Genomic DNA, 25,807 nt, shown 5'->3' with positions numbered 1-25,807 from the left:
GATCCGGCGAAGCGCTGCACCCCGGATGCGCCGTAGGCTTGCCGTCGTGCAGCGTTGGCGGGGACAAGACGAGATCCCGACCGACTGGGGCCGATGCGTGGTCACCATCGGGGTCTTCGACGGTGTGCATCGCGGCCACCAGGAACTGATCAACCGCGCGGTCAAGACCGGCCGCTCGCGCGGGGTGCCGACCGTGGTGATGACCTTCGATCCGCATCCGATGGAGGTCGTCTTCCCCGGCAATCATCCCGCGCAGCTGACCACGCTGACCCGGCGCGCCGAACTGGTCGAGGAACTCGGCATCGACGTTTTCCTGGTCATGCCGTTCACCTCGGATTTCATGAAGCTGACCCCGGAGCGCTACATCCACGAACTGCTGGTCGAACGCCTGCATGTGGTGGAGGTCGTGGTGGGGGACAACTTCACCTTCGGCAAGAAGGCGGCCGGCAACGTCGCGCTGCTGCGCAAGGCCGGCGAGCGGTTCGGCTTCGCGGTCGAGGCCATGTCCCTGGTGGCCGAACACCACGAGGACGAGACCGTCACCTTCTCGTCGACCTACATCCGGTCCTGCGTCGACGCCGGCGATGTCGTGGCAGCCGCCGAGGCGCTGGGCCGTCCCCACCGCGTGGAGGGCGTCGTGGTCCGCGGCGACGGCCGGGGCAAGGTGCTCGGTTTCCCCACCGCCAACGTCGCGCCGCCGATGTACTCGGCGATCCCGGCCGACGGGGTCTATGCGGCGTGGTTCACCGTGCTGGGCCACGGACCGATCGCGGGCAGCGTCGTTCCGGGCGAGCGGTATCAGGCCGCGGTTTCGGTCGGCACCAATCCGACCTTTTCCGGGCGCACCCGCACCGTGGAGGCGTTCGTGCTCGACACCACCGCCGATCTGTACGGCCAGCACGTGGCGGTCGACTTCGTGGCCAGGCTTCGCGGGCAGGAGAAGTTCGCCAAGGTCGAGGATCTGGTGGCGCAGATGGGCCGCGACACCGAGCACGCCCGCACGATCCTGGCTCGCTGACGCCGAGCGACCGCGCTTGTGTGAAACCTGGGCGAAATCCGGCCGCTTTTCCGCCCAGGATTCACATCCGACGCCCTGAACTCTGATTTCAGGGCTGAGCCCGCCCGCTGCTAGACTGCCTGCCGACCCGGCGTGTGCTGCAGTTCGCGGTGGCCGCGCCTTCTCGGGGCCCTCTCGGGGGCCCACGCCCTTCCCCGCGGACTGAGAAGATGGAGTTGTTTCGTGGCGCTTACCGCCGAGCAGAAGAAGTCGATCCTGAGCGACTACGGCCTGCATGACACCGACACCGGCTCGCCGGAGGCTCAGGTCGCCCTGCTGACCAAGCGGATCACCGACCTGACCGAGCACCTGAAGGTGCACAAGCACGATCACCACTCGCGGCGAGGTCTGCTGCTGCTCGTCGGCCGCCGGCGCCGGCTGCTCAAGTACGTGGCCCAGGTCGATGTGCAGCGCTACCGTTCGCTGATCGAGCGGCTCGGCCTGCGTCGCTGATGCTGCACAGGCGCGCATCCGCGCGCCGGGATTTAGGCCGCGGACTCGCCGCAGAGTACGATGACTTCGTTCGACTGCCGATTTCGGCGCGAACGACCTGGGTGCGGTTTTCGCAACCCGCGAGCACCGTTCCCGCGCGTCATAACCCGGACCTGCTCGATCGCGCGGTCTTCGGTAGTGGCTGCCGGAAGAATTGCCGGCAGCTTCGATCGACGGCCGTAGCCGCATCGAGGTCGGTGGTTCGAACGCTGTGACGACGCGAAAACAGCTAAACAGTGGAAGCACTGAACCAGAGAGGCCATACGGACACCCATGTCTGTAGTTGAAATTGAAGACGGCGTGTACGAGTCGACCGCCGTCATCGACAACGGAAGCTTCGGCTCCCGCACCATCCGTTTCGAGACCGGCCGGCTGGCCCAGCAGGCGGCCGGCGCCGTCGTCGCCTATCTCGACGACGAGACCATGCTGCTGTCGGCCACCTCCGCCAGCAAGAACCCCAAAGACCACTTCGACTTCTTCCCGCTGACCATCGACGTCGAGGAGCGCATGTACGCCGCGGGCCGCATCCCCGGCTCGTTCTTCCGTCGCGAGGGCCGTCCCTCGACCGACGCGATCCTGACGTGCCGGCTGATCGACCGTCCGCTGCGGCCGACGTTCGTCGACGGCCTGCGCAACGAGATCCAGGTCGTGGTCACCGTGATGAGCCTGAATCCCCAGGATCTGTACGACGTGGTCGCGATCAACGCGGCCTCGGCGTCCACGCAGATCGCCGGGCTGCCGTTCTCCGGCCCGGTCGGCGGCGTGCGTGTCGCACTGATCGACGGCACGTGGGTGGCGTTCCCGACCGTCGAGCAGCTCGAGCGGGCGGTGTTCGACATGGTCGTCGCCGGTCGTGTCGTACCGGGGACGCGCGACCAAGCAGAAGAAGTGGCGATCATGATGGTCGAGGCCGAGGCCACCGACAACGTCGTCGAGCTGATCGCCGGCGGTGCGCAGGCGCCCACCGAGAGCGTCGTCGCCGAGGGCCTCGAGGCCGCCAAGCCGTTCATAGCGACCCTGTGCGCCGCCCAGCAGGAGCTGGCTGAGCGCGCCGCGAAGCCGACCGCCGACTACCCGGTGTTCCCGGAGTACGGCGAGGACGTGTACTACGCCGTCGCCTCGGTGGCCACCGACGCGCTGTCGGAGGCGCTGACCATCGCCGGTAAGGCCGAGCGCAACGACCGCACCGATGAAATCAAGTCCGAGGTCCTCGAGCGGTTGGCCGAGCAATATGCGGGCCGGGAGAAAGAGGTTGGCGCCGCGTTCCGGTCGTTGACCAAGAAGCTTGTGCGGCAACGCATTCTGACCGATCACTTCCGCATCGACGGCCGCGGCATCACCGATATCCGCGCCCTGAGCGCCGAGGTCGCGGTCGTGCCGCGGGCGCACGGCAGCGCTCTGTTCGAGCGCGGTGAGACCCAGATCCTGGGCGTCACCACGCTGGACATGATGAAGCTGGCCCAGCAGATCGACTCGCTGGGGCCCGAAACGTCCAAGCGCTACATGCATCACTACAACTTCCCGCCGTATTCGACCGGCGAGACCGGTCGGGTCGGTTCGCCGAAGCGCCGCGAGATCGGCCACGGCGCGCTGGCGGAGCGGGCGCTGATGCCGGTGCTGCCCAGCGTCGAGGAGTTCCCGTATGCGATCCGCCAGGTGTCGGAGGCGTTGAGCTCAAACGGTTCGACCTCCATGGGCTCGGTGTGCGCGTCGACGCTGGCGCTGCTCAACGCGGGTGTGCCGTTGAAGGCTCCGGTCGCGGGTATCGCGATGGGCCTGGTGTCCGACGACATCGAGACTGCGGACGGCGGCACCGAGCGCCGGTTCGTCGCGCTGACCGACATCCTCGGCGCCGAGGACGCCTTCGGCGACATGGACTTCAAGGTCGCGGGCACCAAGGAGTTCGTCACCGCGCTGCAGTTGGACACCAAGCTCGACGGCATCCCCTCGCAGGTACTGGCCGGTGCGCTGGCGCAGGCCAAGGATGCGCGGCTGACGATCCTCGAGGTGATGGCCGAGGCGATCGACGGGCCCGACGAGATGAGCCCGTACGCACCGCGGATCACCACGATTAAGGTGCCGGTCGACAAGATCGGCGAGGTGATCGGGCCGAAAGGCAAGATCATCAATCAGATCACCGAGGACACCGGTGCGCAGATCTCCATCGAGGACGACGGCACCGTGTTCGTCGGCGCGACCGACGGGCCTTCGGCTCAAGCGGCCATCGACCGCATCAACGCGATCGCGAACCCGCAGTTGCCCAAGGTCGGCGAGCGGTTCCTGGGCACGGTGGTGAAGACCACTGACTTTGGAGCTTTCGTTTCCTTATTGCCGGGTCGCGACGGCCTCGTGCACATCTCCAAGCTGGGCCGCGGCAAGCGGATCGCCAAGGTCGAGGACGTCGTCAAGGTCGGCGACAAGCTGCGCGTGGAGATCGCCGACATCGACAACCGCGGCAAGATCTCGCTGATACTGGTCGATGAAGACGAGGCGGCAGGTGCAAACTCGGAGACCGCGCCGGCAGATGCCGCCCGGGCCAGCAGTTAGGGCTTTGCGCCGCGCCGGGCGTGGCGACGAATCATCGACGGCCGTGCGCCGCACGGTGTTACCCGGTGGCCTGCGTGTGGTCACCGAGTACATCCCGTCGGTGCACTCTGCGTCGGTAGGTTTGTGGGTCGACGTGGGTTCGCGTGACGAGGGACCCACCGTTGCGGGCGCCGCGCACTTCCTGGAGCACTTGCTGTTCAAGTCGACGCCGACGCGGTGCGCGGTGGACATCGCACAGGCCGTCGACGCGGTCGGAGGTGAGCTGAACGCGTTCACCGCCAGGGAGCACACGTGCTACTACGCGCATGTGCTCGACTCCGACCTCGAGTTGGCCGTCGATCTGGTCGCCGATGTGGTGCTGCGGGGCCAGTGTGCGGTCGACGACGTCGAGATCGAACGCGACGTGGTGCTCGAAGAGATCGCGATGCGCGACGACGATCCTGAGGACACTCTCGGCGACGTGTTCCTCGCGGCGATGTTCGGCACCCATCCGGTCGGCCGCCCGGTGATCGGCAGTGTGGATTCGATCTCCTCGATGACCCGCGCGCAACTGCACTCGTTCCACGTCCGGCGCTACACACCCCAGCGAATGGTCCTCGCGGTGGCGGGCAACGTCGACCATGACGAGGTGGTGGCGTTGGCGCGCGAGTACTTCGGCGCTCGACTGGTTCGCGGTCGCACACCCGTACCGCCCCGTAAGGGCACCGGTCGGGTGGGCGGGCACCCGAGTCTGGAACTGGTCAACCGCGATGCCGAGCAGACGCACCTCACGCTGGGCGTCCGCACGCCAGGACGTCACTGGGAACACCGGTGGGCGCTGTCGGTGCTCAACACCGCATTGGGCGGCGGCCTGAGTTCGCGGCTGTTTCAAGAGATTCGAGAGACCCGCGGGCTGGCTTACTCGGTGTACTCCACGGTGGACACCTTCTCCGACAGCGGAGCGCTGTCGGTCTACGCGGGGTCCTTGCCGGAGCGGTTCAACGAGGTCGCGCGGGTGACCACCGATGTGCTGCAGGCGGTGGCACGCGACGGCATCACTGAAGCCGAATGCCGGATCGCGAAGGGTTCGTTGCGGGGCGGACTGGTGCTCGGACTCGAGGACTCCGGCTCGCGGATGAACCGGATCGGTCGCAGCGAACTGCACTACGGCGAACACCGCACGATCGAGGAGACGTTGGCGAGGATCGACGCGGTGACGCTCGATGAGGTGAACGCGGTCGCACGCCGGCTTCTGAGGCGTCCCCACGGCGGTGCCGTCCTCGGCCCGCTTAGCACGAAAAGGTCACTCCCGCAGCCGCTTCGGGTTCTCGCCGGCTGACCCCTTACGCTAGGGCCGATGAGCGACTTCTCACGGCGTGACGTCCTGGTCGGCGGATTGACACTCGCGGCGCTGGCCGCATCTCCGCACAAGACCGCCATGGCCGCTCCGCTGCCGCCGGTCGAAGATCGGATCGGCGCCGTGGAGCGTAGTCAGAACACGCTCATCGGGGTGTTCGCGACCAACCTCGACACCGGCCGGACCGTCGCGCACCGCGCACAGGACCCGTTCGCGATGTGCTCGACATTCAAGGGCTACGCCGCCGCCCGAGTGCTGCAGAAGGCCGAGCGCGGCGAACTCGCGCTGACGGATCGCGTCACCATCGAACCGAGCGACATCGTGCCCAATTCGCCCGTCACCGAGGCCCACGTCGGGCAGACGATGACTCTGGCCGAGTTGTGTCAGGCGGCCCTGCAGCAGAGCGACAACGCCGCGGGCAACTGGCTGCTGCGGGTGATCGGCGGCCCGTCGGGCGTCACCGAATTCGCCCGGAGTATCGGCGACGAGCGATCACGGCTCGACCGGTGGGAGGTCGAACTCAACGCGGCAGTCCCTAACGACCCGCGCGACACCACGACACCCGAGGCGATCGGCCGAGGCTACCGGTCGATGCTCACCGGCAGTGTGTTGTCTGAACCACTACGTCGCCAGCTCGAGGAATGGATGCGCGCCAACCAGACGTCAAGCGTGCGGCCCGCGCTGCCGCCGGGCTGGACGACGGCCGACAAGACCGGCAGCGGAGATTACGCGTCCACCAACGACGTCGGCCTTGCCTTCGGGCCCGACGGTGAACGACTGCTGCTGGCGATCATGACCCGGACCGCGGCAAACGATCCCGATGCCCCGAACAACCGTCCGATGATCGGTGAACTGGCCACGTTGCTGGTGGCCGAACTCGTGCCCTGATGGGTCCACCGGCCCGCCCGGCCAACCCCTCCGTGGCCGGGTTCGGGCGGTTTGTCAGCGGCTGTCCCCCCACCGCTCGCGGGCTCCCCCATGCTCCGGGAGCGCCAGCCGCTGGACTACACGCTATGTCACGCAGGGATACGGACGAATCGGGCAAAACCCTATTCTTTTGGACCGGCAGGTGCAGCGATGCCGGTAAACAAGCAGCTCAGCCGCAGACCAGCTAAACGCCTTGGGTGTAGCGCGCGGCCTCGGCGGCATACTGGGCTGCCACACATACGTCGTATCGCTGGGCTTCGAGCGATTCGACACTGGAGAAATCCCGCTCGCCGCCCGTCGCGAGGTGCGCAACGAAACCGAACACCGCGCCCCAGAAGGCTCCGATCGCGAGGGCGATCAGCATCGTCACCAGCCAAACCGGCCCGACGGTGAAGATCGCGAGAAGCAAACCGATGAACAATCCGAACCAGGCACCGCTGGCAGCGCCGGCGAACGCCGCCCGGCTCTTGGTCATGCGTCCGGTGACACGTTCGACGGTGCGCACCCCGTCGCCGATGATCCTCACGTGCTCGACCGGGAAACCGCCGTCTGACATCCGGTCCACGAGCCGTTGAGCGTCGACATAGTTGTCGAACGACGCGATGACCTGGCGAGCCGGGCGGTGTTCGCCCACCGGTTGCTCGGGCAGTCCACTCGGATTAGTCACCCTGTACCCCATCTTCTGTATCTCGGCATCACAGACCGTGGATCAACGGTAGCGCACCCGCCGATAGGGTGGCCGCATGCGAGTCGGAGTACTGGGCGCCAAGGGCAAGGTCGGCACCACGATGGTCGAAGCTGTCGAGGCCGCCGACGACCTGACGTTCACCGCCGGAGTCGACGCCGGTGATCCGTTGAGCCGGCTGTCCGACACCCGAACCGAGGTCGTCATCGACTTCACCCATCCGGACGTCGTGATGGACAACCTGAAGTTCCTCATCGAGAACGGCATACACGCCGTCGTCGGCACCACCGGGTTCACCGACGACCGCCTCGATCAGGTCCGTCAATGGTTGGACGCGAACCCGGGCGCCGCGGTTCTCATCGCCCCCAACTTCGCGATCGGGGCCGTTTTGTCGATGCACTTCGCGCAGCAGGCGGCCCGCTACTTCGAGTCCGTCGAAGTCATCGAACTTCACCACCCGCACAAGGCCGATGCGCCGTCCGGCACCGCGACGCGCACCGCACGACTCATCGCCAAGGCCCGAAAAGAGTTGCCGCCCAACCCGGATGCCACCAGCACCGGCTTGGTCGGTGCGCGCGGCGCCGACGTGGACGGCGTTCCGGTGCACTCGGTGCGCCTGCCAGGGCTGGTCGCGCACCAGGAGGTGCTCTTCGGCACGCAGGGCGAGACGTTGACGATCCGGCACGACAGCCTCGACCGGACCTCCTTTGTGCCCGGCGTCCTGCTCGCGGTGCGGCGGGTGGCCGAGCGGCCGGGCCTGACCGTGGGTATCGAGCCGCTGCTTGATCTCTGATGGCCGAGGGCGCGCGCGTACTGCGCATTCAACTGCTGATCGGGTTCATGTGCGTGGCGCTGGTCGTCTACTTCGTGCTGCTCGGACGCCTCGCGATGGCCTTCGTCACCACGGGGGAGCCCGCCGCGGTCGGGCTGGGGCTGGGGCTGATGGTGCTGCCGTTGATCGGGGCGTGGGCCCTGCTCAGCACGCTGCGCGCGGGTCTGACCCATCAGCGGCTTGCGCGCATCGTCCGCGACGAGGGTTTGGAACTCGACGTCAGTGCGCTGCCCCGGATGCCGTCCGGACGTATTCAGCGCGACGCCGCAGACGCACTGTTCGTCACCGTGCGTGCAGAGTTGGAAAGTGACCCGGACGACTGGCGGCGGTGGTATCGACTGGCACGTGCCTACGACTATGCCGGTGACCGCAGCCGCGCGCGGCAAGCGATGAAGAAGGCCGTCGAGATGGAAGAGCGGCAGCGATGAACCCCACGAGCGGACCGCAATGAGCAAGACGCTGTTGATCGTGCACCACACGCCGTCGCCGCACTGTCAGGAGATGTTCGAGGCGGTGGTGGCCGGCGCTACCGACCCTGAGATTGAGGGCGTGGAGGTTGTCCGGCGGCCGGCGCTCACCGTGTCGCCGGTGGAGATGCTCCAGGCCGACGGCTACCTCCTGGGCACGCCGGCGAATCTCGGGTACCTCAGCGGCGCCCTCAAGCATGCGTTCGACCAGTCGTATTACCAGCTGCTCGACACCACCCAGGGACGCCCCTTCGGCGCCTACATTCACGGCAACGAGGGCACCGAGGGCGCCGAGCGCGCCATCGACGGCATCACCGCCGGGCTGGGGTGGGTGAAGGCAGCGGAGACGGTTGTGGTGATGGGCAAGCCGGCCAAGACCGACGTCGAGGCGTGCTGGAATCTCGGCGCGACGGTCGCTGCTCTGCTGATGGGTTAGCCCAATCCGCGTCGCTGAGCACCAATCAGACGATTACCGCGGCCAGAGCGCTGTATCACTGGCACTGTTCCTGGTGGACGAGGTTGTCCGCCTGTGGCGAACCCGTTCGTGCGGGGGATTTCGGAGAAGAGCTGTGACGCAAGGACCTGGACGTCTCCTCGGCAAGTCGGCGGTGATCACCGGGGCGGCGATGGGCATCGGACGGGCGACCGCCGAGGTCTTTGCCCGCGAGGGCGCACGGCTGATCGTGACCGACATTCAACGTGAACCGCTGCTGGGGGTGGCCGATGAATTGCGGCGTAGTGGTGCCGAAGTCGAGACGGTCGTCGGCGACGTCTCGGTCGAGGAGGACGCGCGGCGGATGATCGCGGCCGCAATCGACCGCTTCGGACGGCTCGACGTGCTCGTTGCCAACGCCGGCATCATTCCGCTCGGCGACGCGATGGAGGTGACGGCCGCCGGCTGGGACGAAGTCATGGCGATCGACGGGCGCGGCATGTTCCTCACCTGCAAATTCGCGATCGAAGCGATGGTATCGACCGGTGGTGGTGCCATCGTGTGCCTATCCTCGATCTCGGGACTGGCCGGCCAAAAGCGCCAGGCGGCCTACGGACCGGCCAAGTTCGTCGCTACCGGCCTGACCAAGCATTTGGCGGTCGAGTGGGCCGACCGCGGCATCAGGGTGAACGCCGTTGCGCCGGGGACGATCCGAACCGAGCGGGTCAACCGGCTTCCGGAGGAGCCGGGCGGCTCGGAATACCTCGCCGACATCCAGCGCATGCACCCGATGGACCGACTCGGCGAACCGGCTGAAGTCGCTAGCGCGATCGCCTTTCTGGCCTCCGACGAAGCTTCGTTCGTCACCGGCGCCGTGTTGCCCGTCGACGGGGGATTCCTGGCGCAATAGCGCCCTGCTGCGCCTCGGCGAGCGCGGCCAGGCGCGCCATGTCCTCGCGCAGTGCCTCGGTGCGGTCGGCGTGCGCAGGGACCAGAACCGAGACGGATCGCGACAACCACTGCGGCATCGACACACCCTGGAACGCCTGCGTGAGCCGAGTGCCGGTAGCGGTCGGTTCGAGCCGAAAATGCCAGGCCGTTGCGTCGCCGGCACCGCCGGAGGTGACGTAGCAGAATTCGATGGGCGCGTCGTAGGTGAAGATCGTGCAGTTACGCGACCATCGATACCGGCGGCTGCGGTTGGTCCCGCGGAATCGCCGGCCCGGACCGGCCGATGCCGTGCGGTCCAGATACCGCACTCGGCGGCACTCGTGACTCCACTCCGGAACCCGCAGCGGATCGGCGACCAGTTTCCACACCGCATCGATCGGGGCGTCGACGTCAACGCTGGTCTTCCCGCAGAGTCTTTGGTGCAGCCGGCTGTGCTGCGGTAGATACCAACAACGCCATGCGCGGCGCATATAGCTACGGGCGGTGAAGGTCTCGATCGCCCACGCAACCGGCTTGGGCACTACCGATCGGATCACCGCACGCTCCTCATCGGTCGCCTCGTCGAACAACCACAGAGCGGTGAAGGCCAGCTCGACGGGCTTGAGAGGCTTGACGGCGAAGGCCCGCTCGATAGCGTCCCATTCCGCTTTCGTCACCGCCGCCGCCACGATCGGCATCATCTCAGTTTCCTCGCGCCGCAAGTGTGGCAGCATCACCGCCGCGAGTTCGTCGAGCGCTGCCGCCACTTCGGTTCGCGCACAGGAGGTTTGGGCGTAATGGTGGGCGGTGTCGATGAGCCGGTCGATCGCCGGTGTCAACGCGTGGTGGTCGGCGTCCATCGCGTCCAGAATCCGAGTCGCCGCAGGGACGCGTTCCCGCGCCAGGGGATACAGGCCGTCGTCCTCGATGTGATGGTGACGATGCAGGAACTCCATCATCCATGTCAGGTGCGTCGCGATCGCGGCGCGCTGGCTGGGATCGGGATAGGGCCACTGCGTCAGCGCCGACTGCGCGCGAGCGATGTCGCGGCGCAACGCGTTGTGAACGATGTTCATCATCCGGGTGTGGGCGCACTGAGCGTCGGATGTCATCGCACGATCCTCACTAGCGCTTGGCCTTGCCGAAGCCGAGTTCATCGAATCGCGGCACCCGTTGCCCGCGTCGCTGCGCCTCGGCGTCCAGTCGCCGGCGCAGTCTTCGGCCCGCCGACACCAGATGAATGACGCGCCGGACGGGGTCGGCCGGAATGATGAAGTCGTTGAGCGCTCGCTGCGCCTCGAACTCGACGTGTTCACCGACATTGCGGCAGTGTCCCGTCATGCTGATGTTCTCCTGGCTTTCAAAAGCCGCCCCGTGTGCGTGGAACGTCAGGCAGGCGGGCCCGTCGCCGATTTCGATGCCGACGGGTGCACGCAGCCGGAAGCCGCGGGGAGTCTGCACGGCGTCTCGCACGCGCAGCGGTAGCGGCCAACCGTCGGATGTGACGCCGGTCAGCACCGGCGTGCCGAGCCGGTCGAGTGCATCGCGTACCCGCACCTGCCAGGCCGTCGGAGCGCGGGTGCTCCAAGACCCGGCGCCGCGCCCGACCGGCTCGGGATCCGACGGGTGCGCGGTGAACGGCGCCTGCGGCTTCCACAGCTGCGGGGGCCGATCGAGATTCCCTCCGGGCCACCAGAACACCCGCACCGGGCTGACCTCGATCCAGATGCGGGTCCAGTACCACGCCATCCGACGCAGCATCGCAGTCGGGATCTTTTCGAAGGCGTCCGGTAAACGCGCGGCCGCCTCGGCCAGATACCGCGCGGAATTGGCTCGCAGGTCGGCATCGCGGACGGTGGCGAGGCCCTGGATGACGAAGGTCGCCGGATCGGCGAGCCCGGAGCCGAGGGGCTGCGAAAACGACAGCGACACTTTGGGATTGCGCCGAGCCCGCTCGGCCTTGAGTGGGTAGGTGAGGCCGGTGGCGATATCGAGGGTGTTTCCGTCGCGGCCCCGATACGGGGTGACCGGCCAGGTGATGGGCGCGCCCTCGCGGTCGAGCGAGGCGTACTCCGTGGTGATGAACGCCGCCGCGTGCTCGCGGATGTCCTGCCAGTCCAACATCGCCCGCGTGTCCGGCGTGGTTGCCATGCCAGCCTCCGTAATATGCTCAAATAGAGATAGCCATATTGAATAGTGTTGACTATAAATATTTGATTGGATGGCGTCAATGACATCACGGACATCTCGGTCATCACGGACATCTCGGTCATCTCGGGCTTCCCAGCCCGGCCGACGCAAATACGACAACAGGCGGCGCCGCGCCGATGCCGAAGCGCGTCAGCACAGGATCATCGAGGAGGCAATAGGACTGTTCGTCGAGCGCGGCTTCGCTGGCACCTCGATCGACGACATCGCGGCCGCAGCCGACGTGTCCGCACCGACGATCTATGCAACGTTCGGCTCGAAGTCCGGTGTGCTGGCCCGGGCGATCGACGTCTCGGTCGTCGGCGATTACAACGATGTCCCGGTGGTGGACCGGGTGCTGAGTCTTATCGACCAGGCCGGCCGACAAGTACTTCGCCAATTCGCCGCGGTGGCCCAGTTCATCCGCACCGTCAATGAACGGGTGGCGCCACTGACCCGGGTGATGGAGCAGGCGGCCTCGACCGACCCGGCCCTGGAGAAGCTGCGCACGACACTGATCGCCGCGATCCGTGCCGACTGCGCCGTGGCGATCGAACGAAATTGGCGAACCGCACTGCGCCCCGGGCTCTCCGAAGACGGGGCCGCCGATGCGATGGCGACGATGATGTCACCGGCTGTGTACTCCACCCTCGTCGCTGACATGGGCTGGTCACCCGATCGCTACCAAGAGTGGCTGGCCCATGCGTTACCGCATCTGCTCCTGCGACCGGAGCTCTTGTGCGAGCCACCCGGCCGCTGAGGGCGACCAGCGCGGTGAAATCAGCCGTGCGGGCAACGCGGCGGAGAAGCCGGCGACGGGTCGCATGCTGAGCAAGGTCACCGATACGCTGGAGGTCGTCGGCGTGTCGATGGCGTTGTGCGCGAACGCGCGTGATAACCCGGTGGCACACTTGCCGCGACGCTGATGAGGGAGTAGCCATGCCGGGGATCGCCGAGATCGCTCTGGGGGCGGCGCCCATCGCGGGCGGAGCACTGCTTGGCATCGCAGCGGGCACTCTGAAGGGTCCGGATGTCCGCGGCGGAATCATCAAAGACCTGGACCTGCTGGAACGAATCCCGCCTGAGCAGGCCGAGCGGCGCCAGCGGCTGCAGCGGGCCATCGACCAGCGCATCGACGACCTGATCGCGACCGCGGAGAAAACACGGGAGCTACGACAGGCCGCTGCCTCCTACAAAGGGAACTGGCGCGACGTGCTCGTTTTCGCCTGCGCCGTGCTGTTCACGATCGTGTGGTGGCACGTCGACCACGATCGGACGAATTGGCTGGTGATGCTCATCGTGATGATCATCGCGACCGTGGTCGCCGGCATCTACGCCGCGCGCGGACTGCTGCGGTCAGTGCGGTTGCTGCTGCGCAGGCGTCGCAACCCTCAGTAGTGGTAGGTATCCGACGGCGCCGGAATGTGCGCCGGATCGTCGACGTCGTCGAACTCGGACACCTCGATGCCGTATGCGCGGGCCAGGTCGAGGATCTTGTTGGCCCTGGCGATCCGCGGTAGGTCCGAGCCGTTGCGAATCTCGCCGCCGTCGCGTTCGAACTCGGTGAAAAATTCCTTGGCCCAAGCGATCTCGTCGGCAGAAGGGGCCAGTCCTTCGTTGACGGTAGCGCACTGCTCCGGCGTCAGGCAGATCTTGCCGGTCATGCCGAACTCGACGGAGACTGCGGTGGCCTCGATGAGTTTGAGCGCACTCGAACCGACGGTCGGACCGTCGATGGCGCTCGGCAGGTGAGCGGCCTTCGCCGCGATCGTGAACCGCGACCGCGCATACGCCAGGGTGGTCGGGCTTTCGCCGAAGCCGGTGTCACGCCGGAAGTCGCCGATTCCGAAGGCGAGCCGGAACGTGCCCTTGGCCGCGGCGATGGCGGTGATGCGCTCCAGCCCCCGCGCCGTCTCGACCAGTGCGACGATCGGCACGTTCGGCAGCCGGTTGGCGGTTTCAGTGACGTGGTCGACGGATTCGACCATCGCCAGCATCACCCCGCCGACCGAAGTCCTGCCCAGGGCGTCGAGGTCATCTGCCCACCACGGCGTCCCGAAACCGTTGACCCGGACCCAGTCGGTGTTGCCGTCGTCGAGCCAGCGGACCACGTTGTCGCGGGCGACGGCCTTGTCCTTCGGCGCGACCGCGTCTTCGATATCGAGGACGACGACGTCCGCTGCAGACCGCACCGCGGGCGTGAACCGTTCGTACTGTGCGCCGTTGACCAGAAGCCAGCTGCGGGCGAGCACCGGGTCGATACGCGAGCCGACCTCGTCGTGTTCCGGATAAGTGTCGGGTTCGTGATCTTCCATCGGATCATCGTCGCGTATCACTGCGGCGCGGCGTGCTCGGACGGAGTCAATTGGGAAGCGCGGATTCGAACAGCTCCTGCAGCGCTATCCAATGCCGCTCGGCGGCCTCCTCGTCGTACGGCGCGTTGTCGGGCACCGCGAAGCCGTGCCCGGCCGGATAGAACTCGACCGTGTGGGCGACATCGGCCGCGGTCAGAGCCTTGTCGAGGGTCTCGGCGTCCGCGCTGGTGAAGCCGTGGTCGTTCGCTGCGCCGGCGACGTACACGGTGGCCTTCATCCGGTCGGCGAGAAGGTGTGGGCTAGACGGCTCGTCGGTGACCAGGCCGCTGGCGTGGAAGGAGCCCGCGGCCGCGACCCGGTCGGGCACCCGGCCGGCGACGATCACCGAGGTCCGCCCACCCATGCAGTAGCCGCATACGCCGAACGCGTCGCCCTTGACCTCGGGGCGCGACGCGAGGAAGTCGAAGAAAGCCGCGGCATCGCCGGCCATCATGTCGGGCGTGATCGACGAGATCATCCCGAACAGACGCTTACGCTGTCGGGCGTCGGTGAAAGCGGTCCGCATGTCGAAGGGCTCCCACTCGCCGTGGCGGTAGTACACGTCGGGCAACAGCACGGCGTGACCGAAGCCGGCCAGTCGCGCGGCCATCTCCTGGAAGGTGTCGCGGACTCCACCGGCGTCGACGTACATCACGACGCCGGTCCACGGCCCGGGGCCGTTCGGGGTGTGCAGGGTGGCGGGACAGGCGCCGTCGGGAGTGGTGACGGTCGTGGAGATGCTCGGCATGGCCTCCGTTCTACTCGTCCGGTTTGGAAGTAAGCTGACCGACGTGCCGATCGCCACTCCTTACGAGGATCTACTGCGGCTGGTGATGGAGCGCGGGACGCCCAAGTCGGACCGCACCGGCACCGGTACCCGCAGCCTTTTCGGCCACCAGATGCGCTACGACCTGGCGGCGGGCTTTCCGCTCATCACCACCAAGAAGGTGCACACCAAGTCCATCGTCTACGAGCTGCTGTGGTTCCTGCGCGGCGACTCGAACGTGGGCTGGCTACAGGACCACGGTGTCACCATCTGGAACGAATGGGCCTCTGCCACAGGGGATCTGGGGCCGGTCTACGGGGTGCAGTGGCGGTCCTGGCCGACGCCTTCCGGCGAGCACATCGACCAGATCAGTGGGGCGCTGGAGCTGCTGAAATCCGACCCGGACTCGCGGCGCAACATCGTCTCGGCGTGGAACGTCGGCGAGATTCCGCGGATGGCGCTCCCACCGTGCCACGCGTTCTTCCAGTTCTATGTGGCCCACGGCAAGTTGTCATGTCAGCTGTACCAGCGCAGCGCCGACCTGTTCCTCGGAGTGCCGTTCAACATCGCCAGCTACGCGCTGCTGACCCACATGATGGCCGCCCAGGCCGGGCTGGACGCCGGCGAGTTCATCTGGACCGGCGGCGACTGCCACATCTACGACAACCACGTCGAGCAGGTGCAGCTGCAACTGAGCCGCGACCCGCGCCCGTATCCGGAACTCGTTCTCGCACCACGGGATTCGATCTTCGACTACACCTACTCCGACATCGCGATCCTCAACTACGATCCGCACCCGGCGATCAAGGCTCCGGTTGCGGTCTAACGTCGGCCTGATCTGGGCCCAGTCGACGTCTGGCGTCATCGGTCGCGGCGGCGGCATCCCGTGGCGCCTGCCGGAAGATCAAGCGCGATTCAAGGAACTCACGATGGGCCGCACTGTGGTCATGGGCAGGCTGACGTGGGAATCGCTGCCCGTCAAGGTGCGGCCACTGCCGGGACGCCACAACGTGGTGCTGACCCGCCGGCCCGACTACGTGGCCGAGGGCGCCCGGGTGGTTCACACCCTGCAGGATGCGCTGGCCGACGACACCACCTGGGTGATCGGCGGGAACGAGGTCTATGCGCTGGCGCTGCCAATCGCCACCCGCTGCGAGGTCACCGAGGTCGACCTCGACCTGCACCGCGAAGACGACGACGCGTTGGCGCCGGTACTCGACGAGGGCTGGGCCGGCGTGACGGGGGACTGGCTCACCAGCGCCTCCGGGCTGCGCTACCGGTTCCACAGCTACCGGCGCACCTGACGCCTCAAGCCCTCGGCGAGCGCTCAGCTACGTACGCTTCCTACCGCGGATTGCGTACGTAACTGAGCGCTCGGCGACGATGTTGTCGGTGCTGTGCTGCACGATGGCAGGGTGCCGACCAGACTCACGGCCGCTCAGGCGCGACGGGTCGCCGTCGCGGCGCAGGGCTTCGCCGGGGCGAAACCGACCGGCGCGCTCACCCGCGCACACCTGCGACGACTGATCTCGCGGATCCAGGTGCTGCAACTGGACTCGGTGTCGGTGTCGGTGCGCGCGCACTACGCGCCGGTGTTCAGCCGGCTCGGGCCTTACGACCGCGGCGTGCTGGACCGGGCGGCGTGGAGCCATTCCGCGCGATCTCCCCGGCTGCTGGTGGAGTACTGGGCGCACGAGGCGGCGTTGATGGCCGTCGAGGACTGGCCGCTGCTGCGCTGGCGGATGCGGGAGTACACGCATGGCCGGTGGGGCAGGCACATCGTGAGGAAGAACGCGAAGCTGGCCGAGCGGATCGTCGGCGCGGTGACCGAGTTGGGGCCGTCGACGGCGGGCCAGATCGCGGCGTACCTCGGTGCCGAACAGCGCGGCAGGAAGGGGCCGTGGTGGAACCGCAGCGACACGAAGTGGGTGACCGAGGCGCTGTGGTCGTCCGGAGTGTTCGCAACGGCCACCCGGGTGGGTTTCGCCCGGTATTACGACCTCGCCGAGCGGGTGCTGCCGGTCGAGGTGGTGACACGTGAGGTCGACGACGAGGAAGCGGTACGGGAACTGGTGTTACGCGCATCCGGGGCGTTGGGCGTCGGCACCGAACAGGACATCCGCGACTATTTCCGGATGGCACCGGGCCAGGTGAAGCCGGCGATCGCGAAGCTGGTTGCCGACGGCGCGCTGGAACCGGTCGAGGTCGACGGGTGGACGGCCCCGGCGTATCTGCGGGCGGGGCAAATCATGCCGAGGCGCGACCGCGGCACCGCGCTGCTGTGCCCCTTCGACCCCCTGATCTTTTTTCGGCCGCGCGTCGAGCGGTTGTTCGGCGGTTTCAAGTACCGCATCGAGATCTACACGCCGGCCGCCAAACGTCAGTACGGGTACTACGTGTGGCCGTTTCTGCTCGACGGCGAACTCGTCGGCCGGGTCGACCTGAAGGCCGATCGGGGCAGCGACGCGCTGCACGTCGTCGGTGCGTTCACTGAGCCAACTGCAGAACGTTCGCGGGTGGCGTCGGCGCTGGCGGGCGAATTGCGGTCGATGGCGTCGTGGTTGGCGCTTGCTGAGGTGAGAGTCGGGGCGCACGGCGACCTGGCACCGGCGCTGAGCGCGGTTCTGAACTGACGCTTAGACGCAGTCGGCGCAGACCATCCGGTCGCCGGACTGCAGCGCGAGTCGGCTGTGGTGCTGCACCAGGAAGCAACTCGAGCAGGTGAACTCGTCGGCCTGCTTCGGGATCACCCGCACGGTGAGCTCCTCACCCGACAGGTCCATGTCGGGCAGATCGATGGAGTCGACCGGGTCGCCGTCGTCGACGTCGAGTACCGCCACATCGACCTGGCCGCGCCGCCGGGCTGCGATCGCCTCGAGCGACTCGTCGGCCGACTCGTCGCTTTCCTTGACGCGAGGTGCGTCGTAATCGGTGGCCATCACTCACCCTCCCTCTCTGGATCGTCCCTGAGTAACGCCGATGGAGAATCGCTTTGTTCCCGGCCCGCTCACGGTCGAAACCTGAATTCTCATGCTTTGTTGGGTCGGGCCGGACGCACCACGATCACAATGGCGGACCACGTTAGGGTGAGCCGTGGCCGAGACCACGCCGCTGCGCGTGCAACTGATCGCCAAGACGGAGTTCCTGGCACCGCCGGATGTGCCCTGGGAAACCGAGGCCGACGGTGGACCGGCGCTGGTCGAGTTCGCCGGCAGGGCGTGCTATCAGAGTTGGTCGAAGCCCAATCCTCGGACCGCCACCAACGCCGGCTACATCCGCCACATCATCGACGTCGGACACTTCTCGGTGCTCGAGCATGCGTCGGTCTCCTTTTACATCACCGGCATCTCGCGGTCGTGCACGCACGAGTTGATCCGGCACCGCCATTTCTCGTACTCGCAACTCTCGCAGCGGTTCGTCCCGGAGCACGAAGCGCAAGTGGTGGTGCCGCCGGGCATGGAGGACGATCCCGAGCTGACTGAGATCTTCGCCGCCGCCGCCGACGCGAGCCGCGCGACCTACACCGAACTGCTCAAACGGCTGGAGGCGAAGTTCGCTGACCAGCCGAATGCGGTGTTGCGGCGCAAGCAGGCGCGCCAGGCCGCGCGCGCGGTACTGCCGAACGCCACCGAGACTCGGATCGTCGTCACCGGCAACTATCGGGCATGGCGGCACTTCATCGCCATGCGGGCCAGCGAGCACGCCGACGTGGAGATTCGCCGACTCGCCATCGAATGCCTGCGCCGACTCGTCGACGTGGCACCGCAGGTGTTCAGCGACTTCGAGGTCTACACGCTGGCAGATGGCACGGAGGTCGCCACGTCCCCTCTGGCCACGGAAGCGTGACGACAAGCGAGTAATCTGAGCGCCGTGACCACCAGCGGAATCGACGCGACGGCCCCGTTGGGCACCGTGCTGACCGCGATGGTGACTCCGTTCCAGGCCGACGGCTCGCTGGACACCGACGCCGCGGCCCGGTTGGCCAACCGGCTCGTCGACTCCGGTTGTGACGGTCTGGTGCTGTCGGGTACCACCGGCGAGTCCCCGACCACCACGGACGAAGAGAAGATCACGCTGTTGCGCGCGGTGCTCGAGGCGGTCGGTGACCACGCACGCGTCGTCGCCGGGATCGGCACGTACGACACTGCGCACAGTGTGCACGGAGCGAAGCTTGCCGCCGCCGAGGGCGCCCACGGGTTACTGGCGGTGACGCCGTACTACTCGCGGCCGCCGCAGGCGGGTCTGATCGCGCACTTCGGCGCGATCGCCGACGCCACGGACCTTCCGGTGATGCTGTACGACATCCCGCCGCGCTCGGTCATTCCGATCGACTGGGACACCATCCGCAAGCTTGCCGAACATCCCAACATCGTCGCCGTGAAGGACGCCAAGGGCGATCTGCACGGCGGCGGGCAGATCATCGCCGAGACCGGGCTGGCGTACTACTCCGGAGACGATGCGCTGAACCTGCCCTGGTTGGCGATGGGCGCCGTCGGTTTCGTCAGCGTCTGGGGACACGTGGCCGCCAGCCACCTGCGAGAGATGTTCTCGGCCTTCCAGTCCGGCGACATCGCGACGGCGCGCAAGATCAACGTCACCCTCGGACCGCTGGAGCGCGCTCAAGCCCGCCTCGGCGGGGTGACGCTGTCGAAGGCGGGCTTGCGGTTGCAGGGCTTCGAGGCCGGCGATCCCAGGCTGCCGCAGGTGCCTGCCACTGCCGAACAACTCGACGAGTTGGCCGCAGATATGCGGGCGGCCGCGGTGCTGCGGTAGTGAACGAAGAGTTCAACCCACCGGGGCCGCTGGCCCCAGGCGGATTGCGGGTCACTGCATTGGGCGGGATCAGCGAAATCGGCCGAAACATGACCGTTTTCGAGCATCTGGGCCGACTGTTGATCGTCGACTGCGGAGTGTTGTTCCCGACGCACGACGAGCCCGGCGTCGACCTGATCCTGCCCGACCTGCGCCTCATCGCAGACCGCCTCGACGAGGTGGAGGCCCTGGTGCTCACCCATGCGCACGAGGACCATATCGGCGCGATTCCGTTCCTGCTCAAACTACGGCGCGACATCCCGGTCGTCGGCTCGAGGTTCACGCTTGCGCTGGTGGCCGAAAAGTGCCGCGAGCACCGCATCAAGCCCGTCTTCGTCGAAGTCGACGAGGGGCAGAGCTCGAGGCACGGTGTGTTCGAGTGCGAGTATTTCGCCGTCAACCATTCGATTCCCGGCTGTCTGGCCATCGCGATCCACACCGGCGCCGGCACCGTGCTGCACACCGGTGACATCAAGCTCGACCAGTCGCCGCCCGACGGCAAACCCACCGACCTGCCCGGAATGTCGCGACTGGGCGATGCCGGCGTGGACCTGTTTCTGTGCGACTCCACGAACGCCGAGATCCCCGGGGTCGGGCCATCGGAGAGCGAGATCGGCCCGAACATGCACCGGCTGATCCGCAGCGCACAGGGCCGCGTCATCGTCGCCTGCTTCGCCTCAAACGTCGGTCGTGTGCAACAGATCATCGACGCATCGGTGGCACTCGGCCGCAAGGTGGCTTTCGTCGGCCGGTCGATGGTCCGCAACATGGGGATCGCCAAGGAACTCGGCTATCTCACGCTGGCCAACGATGACGACATCGTCGACATCGGCGCAGCGGAGATGATGGCCCCCGAGCGCGTTGTGCTGGTCACCACCGGTACGCAGGGCGAACCGATGGCGGCGCTGTCGCGGATGTCGCGCGGCGAGCATCGCAGTATCACGCTGACGGCGGGCGACCTCATCATCATGTCGTCGTCGCAGATACCGGGTAACGAGGAAGCGATCTTCGGGGTGCTCGACGCCTTGGCCAAGATCGGCGCCCGCGTCGTGACCAATGCGCAAGTCCGCGTGCATGTTTCCGGACACGCCTACGCCGGAGAGTTGCTGTTCCTCTACAACGGCGTGCGCCCGCGCAATGTGATGCCCGTGCACGGCACCTGGCGGATGCTGCGGGCCAACGCGGGCCTGGCGGCCCGCACGGGGGTTCCGGAGGAGAACATCGTGCTCGCCGAGAACGGGGTGAGCGTCGATCTGGTTGCGGGCCGGGCGTCGATCGCCGGCGCGGTGCCGACCGGGAAGATGTTCGTCGACGGTCTCGTCACTGGTGACGTGGGCGACGCCGTGGTCGGTGATCGGCTCACGCTCTCTTCGGGATTCATCGGTATCACCGTCGTCGTCCAGCGCGGTACCGGTAAGCCGGCGGCCCCGCCACACCTGCACTCGCGCGGCTTCTCCGAGGACCCGAAGGCGCTGGAACCGGCCGGCCGCAGGATCGAGGAGGCGCTCGAAGCCCTTGTCTCCGAACGTGTCACCGATGTCAACCGCATCGCCCAGGCGTCGCGGCGGGCGGTCGGAAAGTGGGTGGGGGAGACGTACCGGCGCCAGCCGATGATCGTGCCGACGGTGATCGAGATCTGACGGCGGCTGTTGCTTCGCCGCGAAATAGCATTCATGGTCGCTGATTCGCGATGACCACAGCCATGGTTTCTCTTTCGGCGCTTTCTCAGCGCTTGTTGACCGACCCGGCGTCGACGGGAAGTGCGACGCCGGTGATGTAACGCGCGGCGTCGGAGACCAGCCACGCCACCGCGTTGGCGATGTCCTCTGGCTGCAACACCTGTACCGGCAGCGCGTTGCCCATCTCCTGCGGTGTCTTGTCCGCGATGCTGCCCAGCCACTCCCGAGTGGCGTCGTTGTTGATCATCGGGGTGTCCACGCCGGCCGGATGCACCGAGTTCACTCGGATATTGTGTTGCGCAAGCAGATTGGCGTACAGGCGCATCAGGCCGACGATGCCGTGCTTGGCCGCGACGTAACCGATCGCGCCGGGGTCGTCGCTGCCCATCCCGACCAGGCCCACCACCGAACTGGTCAACACGATCGAGCCGCCATCGCCGTGAGCGATCAACGGTTCCTTCGCCACCTCGACCGTGTGGTGCACCCCGGTGAGGTTCACGTCGATCACGTCGCGCCACCCATCGGCGCCCGACTGCATCGGGGCGATACCGGCGTTGGCGACGACGATGTCGAGGCGGCCGAACTCGTCGAGACCCGCCTGCAACGCCGAAGCCAGGCCGTCCCGGTCGCGAACGTCGGCCTGGCGCGCCACGATTCGCGCGCCGATGTCCTCGACCAGCTTGACCGTCGCGGCGAGATCGTCCGCTGTCGCCAGCGGGTACGGCACCGAAGCGATCTGGTCGCAGATGTCGACCGCGATGATGTCCGCGCCATCGGCCGCCAGCCTGACCGCCTCCGCGCGGCCCTGACCCCTGGCGGCGCCGGTGATGAACGCGACTTTGCCTGCGAGCCCGGACATCAGGGCCGCAGGGCGCCCTTGCTGGGATCACCCGCGACAACCGGTTGCAGCATCTTGATGTCCGGCGCACCGTCGAGGTGCTCGCCGACCGCGCCGAACAGCGTCGCGATGGCCGGTGCGGTGCTGTGGGTCTTCAACGCGTCCTCGTTTGCCCACTGCTCGACGAACACGAAGGTTCCGTTGGCTTCGTGCAACGCGTAGAGCTCACAGCCGGGTTCGGTATGCACTGCCTCGATGGCGTTCTTGCACGCCTCCCGAACGGTGTCAACGGATTCGGGTTTGGCGGTCATGGTCGCGACGACGACTACAGGCATGGGCGGCGGGACTCCTCGTTGAGTGCGGGCTGAACGAGTGCACAGCCTACTCACCGCACCGCGGGGACCTCAGACCACGTCGACCCAGATCGTGAAGGCCGCCGCGGCTATCGCGACCACGATGAGGCCGACGGTGTCCACAGCCCCGATCCGCGGCGCTTCGGTTCGGTGGATACGTAACTCTCGCGCGAGCAGAAACAACGGGAACGTCACGCTGATCGCGATCAAGAACGAGGCGACGACGTAGACCCAGACGAATCGGATGCCGTGCTTGCGGGCCTCGAGCACCATGAAGATCACCGCGGCAAGAAGAAACAAGGTGATATCGGCGGTGATCGAACGCGCTGCGGCGTTGACTTTGGTGTCCTCCCAGAACACGGAGAAGAACTCGGCCCCGCGCTCGGCGTAGGCCAGATTCTGGCTCCACGTCGCGATCAACGCGGCGAGCGCGATGGCGGCGTAGCTGGTGCAGAGCACCTTGGTGGCGGTCGGCAGCCCTGCCGGCCTGTCGGTATCGGTCATTTCCGCACGGTATGTCGCGAAAGGGCGTCAATCGATACGGATCTGTTACCCGTGTGGCAGATGGTGAACTTGGGGCTGCAGCGACTAGTCTTACAGGCATGCCTAGTAAGACCGCCGCCCGTTCCGGAAACCGTTCCAGCAGGTCAAAGACGGGTTCGCGAGCGGGCAACCGGACGGCACCGCGGCGTAAGCCGGCGCGTCGCCGGAACCCGTCGGCGATCTCGTCGGCGGGCGCCTCGGTGGGGCGCGGTGTGCGGGCGGGCTGGCTGATACTGGCCAAGGGCGCCGGCACCACCGCGCGTTCGGTCGGTCGTGCCCGCGACCTCGAACCCGGTCATCGCCGCGACGGCATCGCGCTGGCGCTACTCGGCATGGCTGTGATCGTCGCCGCGAGTTCGTGGTTCGAGGCCGCAGGCCCGGTGGGCGAGTGGCTCGACACGTTCGTGCGGATGCTGATCGGTGCCGCCGTCGTGCTCGTTCCGCTCGCGCTGGCCGCGGTGGGAATCGCGCTCATGCGCACCGAACCGGATCCAGATGCCAGGCCGAGGCTGATCCTCGGTTCGGCGATGATCGCGCTGCCCGCACTCGGCTTGTGGCATCTGTGGGCCGGTTCGCCGCAGGACCCGGGCGCCCGGCAACATGCCGCGGGCTTCTTCGGCTTCGCGATCGGCGGTCCGCTCTCCGACGGGCTGACACCCTGGATCGCCGCGCCTCTGCTGTTCATCGGTGTGCTGTTCGGCGTGTTGCTGGTGACCGGAACGACCATCCGCGAAGTGCCGTCGACCGTCCGCGCGATGTTCTCCACGCGGCCCTACGACTACGACTACGAGGAATACGACGACGAGGACACCGCCGTCATCTCCGAGTCCGAGGACTTCTCCGACGGTTACTTCGACAACTCACTCCCACCCGGCCCACCCGACGATCAGTCGGGGTACGGCGACGCAGATCAGGCATGGCCGACGCGGACGCCCATGGAGAACTATCCGATCTCCGACGAGGCGCCCACGGTTCCCGAGCCGACCGCCAAGACTCGCAAGAAGAAGGCCGCCAAACAGCAGGCGCTGTCACTGGACCGTGTGGTCGACGGACCGTACGCGCTACCGTCGCTGGATCTGCTGATCACCGGCGATCCGCCCAAACGCCGCAGCGCCGGCAACGACCGCATGATCGAGGCGATCACCGAGGTACTCGACCAGTTCAAGGTCGACGCATCGGTCACCGGCTGCACCCGTGGCCCGACCGTCACCCGCTACGAGGTCGAACTCGGCCCCGGCGTCAAGGTCGAGAAGATCACTGCGCTGCAACGCAATATCGCCTACGCGGTCGCGACCGAAAGCGTCCGGATGCTGGCACCGATACCCGGCAAGTCAGCGGTCGGCATCGAGGTTCCCAACGTGGACCGGGAAATGGTCCGGCTCGCCGACGTGCTCACCGACCCGGCCACCCGGGGCGTCCACCACCCGCTGGTCATCGGCCTGGGCAAAGATATTGAGGGCGAGTACATTTCGGCGAACCTCGCCAAGATGCCCCACCTGCTGGTCGCCGGCTCGACCGGGTCGGGCAAGTCGAGTTTCGTGAACTCCATGCTGGTGTCGCTGCTCGTGCGGGCCACGCCGGAGGAGGTCAGGATGATCCTGGTCGACCCGAAGATGGTGGAACTCACGCCCTACGAGGGCATTCCGCACCTGATCACGCCGATCATCACCCAGCCCAAGAAGGCCGCCGCCGCGCTGGCGTGGCTGGTGGAGGAGATGGAGCAGCGCTACCAGGACATGCAGGCCTCACGGGTGCGCCACATCGACGACTTCAACAAGAAGGTCCGCTCCGGTGAGATCACCGCACCGCTGGGCAGCCAGCGTGAGTACAAGCCCTACCCGTACATCGTCGCGATCGTCGACGAGTTGGCCGACCTGATGATGACCGCCCCGCGCGACGTCGAGGACGCGATCGTGCGCATCACCCAGAAGGCCCGCGCCGCAGGCATTCACCTGGTGCTGGCCACGCAGCGACCTTCGGTGGACGTCGTCACCGGTTTGATCAAGACCAACGTGCCGTCGCGCCTGGCGTTCGCCACCTCGTCGTTGACCGACAGCCGCGTCATCCTCGACCAGCAGGGTGCCGAGAAGCTGATCGGCATGGGCGACGGGCTGTTCCTGCCGATGGGCGCCAACAAGCCGATCCGACTGCAGGGCGCCTTCATCACCGACGACGAGATCCACGCTGTCGTCGAGGCGACCAAGGCGCAGGCCGAACCGGAGTACACCGAGGGCGTCACGAACGCCAAGACCAACAGCGAGCGCACCGACGTTGACCCGGACATCGGCGACGATATGGACGTCTTCCTGCAGGCGGTCGAACTCGTGGTGTCCAGCCAGTTCGGGTCGACGTCGATGTTGCAGCGCAAACTGCGCGTCGGGTTCGCCAAAGCCGGCCGGCTCATGGATCTGATGGAGACCCGCAGCATCGTCGGGCCCAGCGAGGGGTCCAAGGCTCGCGAGGTGCTCGTCAAACCCGATGAGTTGGCCGCAACGCTCGCGTTGATCCGCGGCGGGGACATCGGTAGCGACAACGACGACGACGAGTGATTTCGGTGCGCAACAAGTCG

27 protein-coding genes are annotated in these 25,807 nt (G+C 67.0%); 18 read left to right on the top strand and 9 right to left on the bottom strand.

Annotation, left to right across the window (positions count from 1 at the left end):
* Window positions 1-46: 46 nt before the first annotated feature.
* From QGN32_RS02660 to bla, 5 genes are all read left to right on the top strand, one after another.
* Window positions 47-1,018 (top strand): bifunctional riboflavin kinase/FAD synthetase, encoded by a 972-nt coding sequence (locus QGN32_RS02660; protein ID WP_326547130.1) that lies wholly within the window; start codon window positions 47-49, stop codon window positions 1,016-1,018.
* Between the two features lie 222 nt (window positions 1,019-1,240).
* Entirely contained in the window at window positions 1,241-1,510 is a 270-nt protein-coding gene (rpsO, locus tag QGN32_RS02655; RefSeq protein ID WP_326547129.1) for a 30S ribosomal protein S15, read from the top strand.
* 312 nt (window positions 1,511-1,822) lie between these two features.
* Window positions 1,823-4,096, top strand: coding sequence for a polyribonucleotide nucleotidyltransferase (locus QGN32_RS02650; RefSeq protein WP_326547128.1), 2,274 nt, complete (start codon window positions 1,823-1,825; stop codon window positions 4,094-4,096).
* Window positions 4,074-5,414, top strand: a complete 1,341-nt coding sequence (locus QGN32_RS02645; RefSeq protein WP_326547127.1) for a M16 family metallopeptidase — start codon at window positions 4,074-4,076, stop codon at window positions 5,412-5,414. The genes QGN32_RS02650 and QGN32_RS02645 overlap by 23 nt, the downstream gene beginning before the upstream one ends.
* Window positions 5,415-5,432: 18 nt before the next feature.
* A complete protein-coding gene (gene bla, locus QGN32_RS02640; protein ID WP_326547126.1) occupies window positions 5,433-6,320 on the top strand; it encodes a class A beta-lactamase in 888 nt (295 codons plus the stop codon).
* A 223-nt stretch (window positions 6,321-6,543) separates the two neighbouring features.
* On the opposite strand, the gene QGN32_RS02635 is transcribed toward bla, so the two are convergent.
* Window positions 6,544-7,026 (bottom strand): YflT domain-containing protein, encoded by a 483-nt coding sequence (locus tag QGN32_RS02635; protein WP_326547125.1) that lies wholly within the window; start codon window positions 7,024-7,026, stop codon window positions 6,544-6,546.
* A 76-nt stretch (window positions 7,027-7,102) separates the two neighbouring features.
* Between QGN32_RS02635 and dapB the strand changes: the two genes are divergently transcribed.
* From dapB to QGN32_RS02615, 4 genes are all read left to right on the top strand, one after another.
* Window positions 7,103-7,837 (top strand): 4-hydroxy-tetrahydrodipicolinate reductase, encoded by a 735-nt coding sequence (dapB, locus tag QGN32_RS02630; protein ID WP_326547124.1) that lies wholly within the window; start codon window positions 7,103-7,105, stop codon window positions 7,835-7,837.
* Complete coding sequence (locus QGN32_RS02625) at window positions 7,837-8,304, top strand: tetratricopeptide repeat protein (RefSeq protein WP_326547123.1); 468 nt, start codon at window positions 7,837-7,839, stop codon at window positions 8,302-8,304. The genes dapB and QGN32_RS02625 overlap by 1 nt, the downstream gene beginning before the upstream one ends.
* Window positions 8,305-8,323: 19 nt before the next feature.
* Window positions 8,324-8,779 (top strand): flavodoxin family protein, encoded by a 456-nt coding sequence (locus QGN32_RS02620; protein ID WP_326547122.1) that lies wholly within the window; start codon window positions 8,324-8,326, stop codon window positions 8,777-8,779.
* Between the two features lie 133 nt (window positions 8,780-8,912).
* Window positions 8,913-9,686, top strand: a complete 774-nt coding sequence (locus QGN32_RS02615; RefSeq protein ID WP_326547121.1) for an SDR family NAD(P)-dependent oxidoreductase — start codon at window positions 8,913-8,915, stop codon at window positions 9,684-9,686.
* Here QGN32_RS02615 and QGN32_RS02610 read toward each other — a convergent pair.
* Complete coding sequence (locus tag QGN32_RS02610; protein ID WP_326547120.1) at window positions 9,640-10,818, bottom strand: hemerythrin domain-containing protein; 1,179 nt, start codon at window positions 10,816-10,818, stop codon at window positions 9,640-9,642. The two genes, QGN32_RS02615 and QGN32_RS02610, sit on opposite strands and share 47 nt — an antisense overlap.
* Before the next feature lie 13 nt (window positions 10,819-10,831).
* Window positions 10,832-11,857 carry a pyridoxamine 5'-phosphate oxidase family protein gene (locus tag QGN32_RS02605; protein ID WP_326547119.1) on the bottom strand — a complete coding sequence of 342 codons (1,026 nt, stop codon included), beginning with the start codon at window positions 11,855-11,857 and terminating at the stop codon, window positions 10,832-10,834.
* Window positions 11,858-11,936: 79 nt separating this feature from the next.
* Here QGN32_RS02605 and QGN32_RS02600 point away from each other — a divergent pair, with 79 nt between their 5' ends.
* Both QGN32_RS02600 and QGN32_RS02595 read left to right on the top strand, forming a co-directional pair.
* On the top strand, window positions 11,937-12,653 hold the full coding sequence (locus QGN32_RS02600) for a TetR/AcrR family transcriptional regulator (RefSeq protein WP_326547118.1): 717 nt from the start codon (window positions 11,937-11,939) through the stop codon (window positions 12,651-12,653).
* 179 nt (window positions 12,654-12,832) lie between these two features.
* Window positions 12,833-13,291, top strand: coding sequence for a hypothetical protein (locus tag QGN32_RS02595; protein ID WP_326547117.1), 459 nt, complete (start codon window positions 12,833-12,835; stop codon window positions 13,289-13,291).
* Here the strand turns inward: QGN32_RS02595 and QGN32_RS02590 are convergent.
* Both QGN32_RS02590 and QGN32_RS02585 read right to left on the bottom strand, forming a co-directional pair.
* On the bottom strand, window positions 13,285-14,208 hold the full coding sequence (locus QGN32_RS02590; RefSeq protein WP_326547116.1) for an HpcH/HpaI aldolase/citrate lyase family protein: 924 nt from the start codon (window positions 14,206-14,208) through the stop codon (window positions 13,285-13,287). The two genes, QGN32_RS02595 and QGN32_RS02590, sit on opposite strands and share 7 nt — an antisense overlap.
* 46 nt (window positions 14,209-14,254) lie before the next feature.
* Window positions 14,255-14,995, bottom strand: coding sequence for a dienelactone hydrolase family protein (locus QGN32_RS02585; protein WP_326547115.1), 741 nt, complete (start codon window positions 14,993-14,995; stop codon window positions 14,255-14,257).
* Between the two features lie 43 nt (window positions 14,996-15,038).
* On the opposite strand from QGN32_RS02585, the gene QGN32_RS02580 reads away from it, so the two are divergent.
* From QGN32_RS02580 to QGN32_RS02570, 3 genes are all read left to right on the top strand, one after another.
* A complete protein-coding gene (locus tag QGN32_RS02580; RefSeq protein WP_326547114.1) occupies window positions 15,039-15,839 on the top strand; it encodes a thymidylate synthase in 801 nt (266 codons plus the stop codon).
* On the top strand, window positions 15,829-16,317 hold the full coding sequence (locus QGN32_RS02575; protein WP_326547113.1) for a dihydrofolate reductase: 489 nt from the start codon (window positions 15,829-15,831) through the stop codon (window positions 16,315-16,317). The genes QGN32_RS02580 and QGN32_RS02575 overlap by 11 nt, the downstream gene beginning before the upstream one ends.
* 111 nt (window positions 16,318-16,428) lie before the next feature.
* Entirely contained in the window at window positions 16,429-17,646 is a 1,218-nt protein-coding gene (locus QGN32_RS02570) for a winged helix-turn-helix domain-containing protein (RefSeq protein ID WP_326547112.1), read from the top strand.
* Between the two features lie 3 nt (window positions 17,647-17,649).
* Here the strand turns inward: QGN32_RS02570 and QGN32_RS02565 are convergent, their stop codons facing one another.
* Complete coding sequence (locus QGN32_RS02565; RefSeq protein WP_326547111.1) at window positions 17,650-17,952, bottom strand: DUF4193 domain-containing protein; 303 nt, start codon at window positions 17,950-17,952, stop codon at window positions 17,650-17,652.
* Between the two features lie 154 nt (window positions 17,953-18,106).
* Between QGN32_RS02565 and thyX the strand changes: the two genes are divergently transcribed.
* From thyX to QGN32_RS02550, 3 genes are all read left to right on the top strand, one after another.
* Window positions 18,107-18,859 carry an FAD-dependent thymidylate synthase gene (thyX, locus tag QGN32_RS02560; protein WP_326547110.1) on the top strand — a complete coding sequence of 251 codons (753 nt, stop codon included), beginning with the start codon at window positions 18,107-18,109 and terminating at the stop codon, window positions 18,857-18,859.
* A gap of 78 nt (window positions 18,860-18,937) precedes the next feature.
* Window positions 18,938-19,786, top strand: a complete 849-nt coding sequence (dapA, locus tag QGN32_RS02555) for a 4-hydroxy-tetrahydrodipicolinate synthase (protein ID WP_326548898.1) — start codon at window positions 18,938-18,940, stop codon at window positions 19,784-19,786.
* Window positions 19,786-21,465, top strand: coding sequence for a ribonuclease J (locus QGN32_RS02550; RefSeq protein ID WP_326547109.1), 1,680 nt, complete (start codon window positions 19,786-19,788; stop codon window positions 21,463-21,465). Before dapA ends, QGN32_RS02550 begins: the two co-directional genes overlap by 1 nt.
* Window positions 21,466-21,550: 85 nt before the next feature.
* Here QGN32_RS02550 and QGN32_RS02545 read toward each other — a convergent pair whose 3' ends face one another.
* The 3 genes from QGN32_RS02545 to QGN32_RS02535 all read right to left on the bottom strand — a co-directional run bounded on the left by QGN32_RS02545 (window position 21,551) and on the right by QGN32_RS02535 (window position 23,199).
* Window positions 21,551-22,363, bottom strand: coding sequence for a mycofactocin-coupled SDR family oxidoreductase (locus QGN32_RS02545; protein WP_326547108.1), 813 nt, complete (start codon window positions 22,361-22,363; stop codon window positions 21,551-21,553).
* A complete protein-coding gene (locus QGN32_RS02540) occupies window positions 22,363-22,677 on the bottom strand; it encodes a putative quinol monooxygenase (RefSeq protein WP_326547107.1) in 315 nt (104 codons plus the stop codon). The genes QGN32_RS02545 and QGN32_RS02540 overlap by 1 nt, the downstream gene beginning before the upstream one ends.
* Before the next feature lie 69 nt (window positions 22,678-22,746).
* Window positions 22,747-23,199, bottom strand: a complete 453-nt coding sequence (locus QGN32_RS02535) for a DUF2834 domain-containing protein (RefSeq protein ID WP_326547106.1) — start codon at window positions 23,197-23,199, stop codon at window positions 22,747-22,749.
* A 98-nt stretch (window positions 23,200-23,297) separates the two neighbouring features.
* On the opposite strand from QGN32_RS02535, the gene QGN32_RS02530 reads away from it, so the two are divergent.
* Window positions 23,298-25,787 (top strand): FtsK/SpoIIIE family DNA translocase, encoded by a 2,490-nt coding sequence (locus QGN32_RS02530; RefSeq protein WP_326547105.1) that lies wholly within the window; start codon window positions 23,298-23,300, stop codon window positions 25,785-25,787.
* The last annotated feature ends 20 nt before the right edge of the window (window positions 25,788-25,807 follow it).

The sequence above is a fragment of the Mycolicibacterium sp. ND9-15 genome (assembly GCF_035918395.1).
GTDB lineage: Bacteria > Actinomycetota > Actinomycetes > Mycobacteriales > Mycobacteriaceae > Mycobacterium.
The sequence above is the reverse complement of the archived record's forward strand: the minus strand, read 5'-3'. Positions and strand labels throughout refer to the sequence as shown.